Raw genomic sequence first — 4,381 nt, 5'->3', positions numbered from 1 at the left:
AGGCTTTGCCACAGGTTCAGGTTTTGCCACAGGCTCAGGTTTTGCCACAGGCTTTGCCGCAGGTTCAGGTTTTTTAGCTGGTTCAGACTGTATTTTTTGATCAAACAAGTTATTTCTAGTGGGTTGCTTAGTGTTACTAGGGAAGTAGATTAAGTTCCCTTTGATAGAGCTTGGATTCTTTTCTAACACCACTCGAGTATTCGCTGTTTCTAACCACAGCAAGGTAATAGCAGCAGCGTGAACTGTAATAACAAGTAAGCAAATCGCAACAGAACATAGTGATAAGTTTTGTTGCTTTAATGCAGAAAATGTAACTGGAGAAAAATTAATAGTAGCCATTATTAAGTTTGGTTCAAATACAAATCGTCATTATTTTATTGTTTTTAAATTGGGGTCGCAAGTGGTAATTATTTTTATTATCACTTGCTGGCGGTAAGATGCTTTTAGCTATTGTTTCAGGGGGATTGAGTTCCGGTTTTGATGTTGAGGACTGTTTCGGTAGTTAAAAGTCTGTGGCTAACCCTAACAGTTCAATATGTTTGAATTACTTGAATTTTACTAAGCAGTTAATTACTTGCAATCGCTGCTTTTTTGGCTACAACAAACAAGGTATAATGTCAGTAATTCTATTTTATATTTACAATGCCTCAAAATAACCTGAATCGGGTTGTTTTAGCTGTGCCTTGTTATGACTTAAAGCGGCTTACATGTCTAATTTATCTAGTGAAATTAATAAACGACGCACCTTTGCGATCATTTCTCACCCGGATGCGGGTAAAACCACCATTACTGAAAAAGTACTGTTGTTCGGGCAGGCTATTCAAAAAGCGGGGACTGTTAAAGGGCGTGGTTCTAATCAGCATGCAAAATCAGACTGGATGGAAATGGAAAAAGAGCGTGGGATCTCAGTAACTACCTCTGTAATGCAGTTTCCATACAACAAAGCGCTCGTTAATTTACTGGATACCCCAGGGCACGAAGATTTCTCTGAAGATACTTACCGTACTCTTACCGCTGTTGATTCATGTTTAATGGTTATCGATGCGGCAAAAGGTGTCGAAGATCGTACCCGTAAATTGATGGAAGTAACACGCCTGCGTACTACGCCGATTGTTACTTTCATGAATAAGTGTGACCGTGATATCCGCGACCCAATGGAGTTATTAGACGAAGTTGAAACTGAGCTCAACATAGCCTGCGCGCCAATCACTTGGCCAATTGGTTGTGGTAAAGAGTTCAAAGGTGTTTACCACATTCATAACGAAGAAACGATTTTATATAAAACAGGCCAAGGTCATACGATTCAAGAAGTACGCAGTATTAAAGGGTTAGATAACCCAGAGCTGGATGAAGCAATTGGTGACGAATTAGCAGAACAATTACGTGAAGAATTAGAGCTGGTTATTGGTGCTTCACACGAATTTGATTTAGAGCTATTTTTAGCCGGTGAATTATCACCAGTATATTTTGGTACTGCACTTGGTAACTTTGGTGTTGACCATGTACTTGATGGCCTGACTGAATGGGCGCCAACGCCACTGCCACGTGAAACAGAAGACCGCACAGTTCTTGCTACAGAAGAAAACTTCACCGGTTTCGTATTTAAAATTCAAGCCAACATGGATCCAAAACACCGTGACCGTATTGCCTTTATGCGTATTGTATCGGGCAAGTACAGCCAAGGTATGAAAATGAACCATGTGCGTATTGGTAAGCAAGTCAGTATATCTGATGCAGTGACCTTTATGGCCGGCGACCGTGAACGCGCAAGTGACGCGTTTGCTGGTGATATTATAGGTTTACATAACCACGGTACGATTCAAATTGGTGATACTTTCACCCAAGGTGAAAAACTTAAATTTACTGGTATTCCAAACTTTGCACCAGAGCTGTTCCGCCGTATTCGTTTGCGTGATCCACTAAAACAAAAGCAATTGTTAAAAGGCTTAGTACAGCTTTCAGAAGAAGGTGCAGTACAAGTATTTAGACCGCTTATCAATAATGATTTAATCGTGGGTGCAGTCGGTGTGCTGCAGTTTGACGTGGTTGTGGCACGCTTAAAAGCAGAATATAACGTAGATGCTTTGTATGAAAGCGTGAATGTAAATACAGCACGCTGGGTCAGTTCGGATGACGTTAAAAAGTTTGAAGACTTTAAACGTAAGTGCGAGAGCAACTTAGCACTTGATGGCGGTGATAACTTAACTTACATAGCGCCAAGCCGTGTGAATCTTAATTTATCAATAGAGCGTTACCCTGAAGTGACGTTTAACCACACCCGTGAAAACTAAACGCAAAATTTAATTAAAGCCCGCAATGCGGGCTGACAAAGGTAACAAATTACATGAATATTCGTACGCTTCTAATCGATAAAGCTATTGCTGCAATGACTGCTGCAGGACTACCCGCAGACACTAATCCTGCGGTTACACAAAGTACTCGTCCACAGTTTGGTGATTACCAGATTAATGGTGCAATGGGTGCGGCTAAAAAAATGAAAAGCAATCCTCGTGAGCTTGCACAAAAAATTATTGATAACTTAGATGTTAGCGATATTGCTGATAAAACTGAAATTGCAGGCCCAGGTTTTATTAATATTCACCTCAAGCCTGAATTTTTAGCGCACAGCGTAAAAGCGGCAAATCAAGATGCAAAACTTGCAGTTGCTGAGCATGCAAAGCCGCAAACCGTTGTGGTTGATTACTCATCACCAAATCTTGCAAAAGAAATGCACGTAGGTCACTTACGTTCAACTATCATAGGCGATGCTGTTGTGCGTGCCCTTGAGTTTCGTGGTGACACGGTTATTCGTCAAAATCACATGGGTGATTGGGGTACTCAGTTTGGTATGTTGATTGCTCACTTAGAAGATCAAATTAACCAAGGTGTTGATTTAGATTCAGTGGCATTGGCTGACTTAGAAACCTTCTACCGCGACGCGAAAAAGCGTTTTGATGAAGAAGAAGGGTTTGCCGATAAAGCCCGTGATTACGTAGTAAAACTACAAGGTGGCGATGCACACTGTGAAAAACTGTGGAAGTTATTTATTGCAACCTCAGTAAAACATTCTGAAGAAGTGTATAAGCGTTTAAATGTAACACTAACGCCAGACGACATTATGGCTGAAAGTGCATATAACAGTGAGCTTAATAACATTATCGCGTTATTAAAAGACAAAAATATTGCTGTGGAGTCGCAAGGCGCACAAGTGGTGTTTTTAGACGAACTAGCGAATAAAGATGGTGAGCCATCAGCGTTTATTGTACAAAAATCAGGTGGTGGCTTCTTATATGCAACCACTGATTTAGCGGCCTGTGATTACCGCTCAAATAAGTTAGGCGCAGCTCGTATCTTAATTTTTGTTGATGCCCGCCAAAGTCTGCACTTTAATCAAGTAGAGCTTACAGCCCGTAAAGCGGGTTTATTACGTGATGAAACCAGTTACGAATTTTGCCCATTCGGCACCATGATGGGCGAAGACGGTAAACCATTTAAAACCCGTACTGGCGGTACGGTTAAACTTGCTGATTTACTAGAAGAATCAATTGTTCGTGCAACGGCAAAACTGGCAGAGCGTGAATCTGATTTAACGGATGCAGAGCGTGCAGAAATCGCCCGTAAAGTTGGTATCGGTGCGGTTAAATACGCCGACCTATCAAAAAATCGTACCAGTGATTACATTTTCAACTGGGATACCATGCTTAGTTTTGAAGGTGCTACGGCCCCTTACTTACAATACGCGTATACGCGTGTTCGCAGCATCTTCCGTAAATCGGGTGTAGACGCAGCAAACTTAACCGCAGATGTCGCCATTGTTGAGCCACAAGAAAAAGCCCTTGCACTAAAACTTCTTCAATTAGAAGAAGTGCTTGATCAAATGATCAATGAAGCAACACCGCACGTATTATGTAGTTACTTATATGAGCTGGCTAGTCTTTACATGACCTTCTACGAAGCCTGCCCAGTACTGAAAGACGGCGTAGAGCCAAGTGTACGTGACAGCCGTTTAGTGTTGTGTAATTTAGTGGCGGATACGTTGAAAACAGGGTTGGACCTGTTAGGCATTGAAGTCATGGAGCAAATGTAACCTACTGCGTGTAGTTCGCTTTAGCTGCGTTAATGAGTTTATTTAGCCTAAGTCACATACAAAACACGTATGCTCCTTGGCATAAATAAACTCATTGCCTTGCTAGCACTCCTACACTTGCAGATAATTTTAGGTGCTAGGTGCTAGGTGCTAGGTGCTAGGTGCTAGGTGCTAGGTTTAGCTTGACACTGAGCTGCAATGGCTTAATTTTGTAGCTGATAGCTGATAGCTGATAGCTGATAGCTGATAGCTGATAGCTGATATCTTATAGCTGATAGATGATTTATAATAAAT

The 4,381-nt window shown here is 41.5% G+C and carries 3 protein-coding genes; 2 read left to right on the top strand and 1 reads right to left on the bottom strand.

Features of this window, described 5'->3' with window-relative positions:
* Window positions 1-339, bottom strand: a 339-nt coding sequence (locus CWB85_RS22660; protein ID WP_249314920.1) for a hypothetical protein, incomplete at its 3' end; no start/stop codon positions are given.
* Between the two features lie 368 nt (window positions 340-707).
* On the opposite strand from CWB85_RS22660, the gene prfC reads away from it, so the two are divergent.
* Together prfC and argS are read left to right on the top strand one after the other, a co-directional pair.
* Entirely contained in the window at window positions 708-2,291 is a 1,584-nt protein-coding gene (gene prfC / locus CWB85_RS18495) for a peptide chain release factor 3 (RefSeq protein ID WP_138555662.1), read from the top strand.
* 53 nt (window positions 2,292-2,344) lie between these two features.
* Window positions 2,345-4,087, top strand: coding sequence for an arginine--tRNA ligase (gene argS / locus CWB85_RS18490; protein ID WP_016708651.1), 1,743 nt, complete (start codon window positions 2,345-2,347; stop codon window positions 4,085-4,087).
* The last annotated feature ends 294 nt before the right edge of the window (window positions 4,088-4,381 follow it).

It is taken from the genome of Pseudoalteromonas sp. S1727, assembly GCF_005886375.1.
Taxonomy (GTDB): domain Bacteria; phylum Pseudomonadota; class Gammaproteobacteria; order Enterobacterales; family Alteromonadaceae; genus Pseudoalteromonas; species Pseudoalteromonas haloplanktis.
Note: the sequence above shows the minus strand (reverse complement) of the source record. Positions and strands in the feature narration are given on the sequence as shown.

What these genes read in the sequence shown, in the direction of transcription:
- prfC (WP_138555662.1), top strand. Translation starts at nt 708, where the DNA reads ATGTCTAATTTATCTAGTGAAATTAATAAACGACGCACCTTTGCGATC.
- argS (WP_016708651.1), top strand. Translation starts at nt 2,345, where the DNA reads ATGAATATTCGTACGCTTCTAATCGATAAAGCTATTGCTGCAATGACT.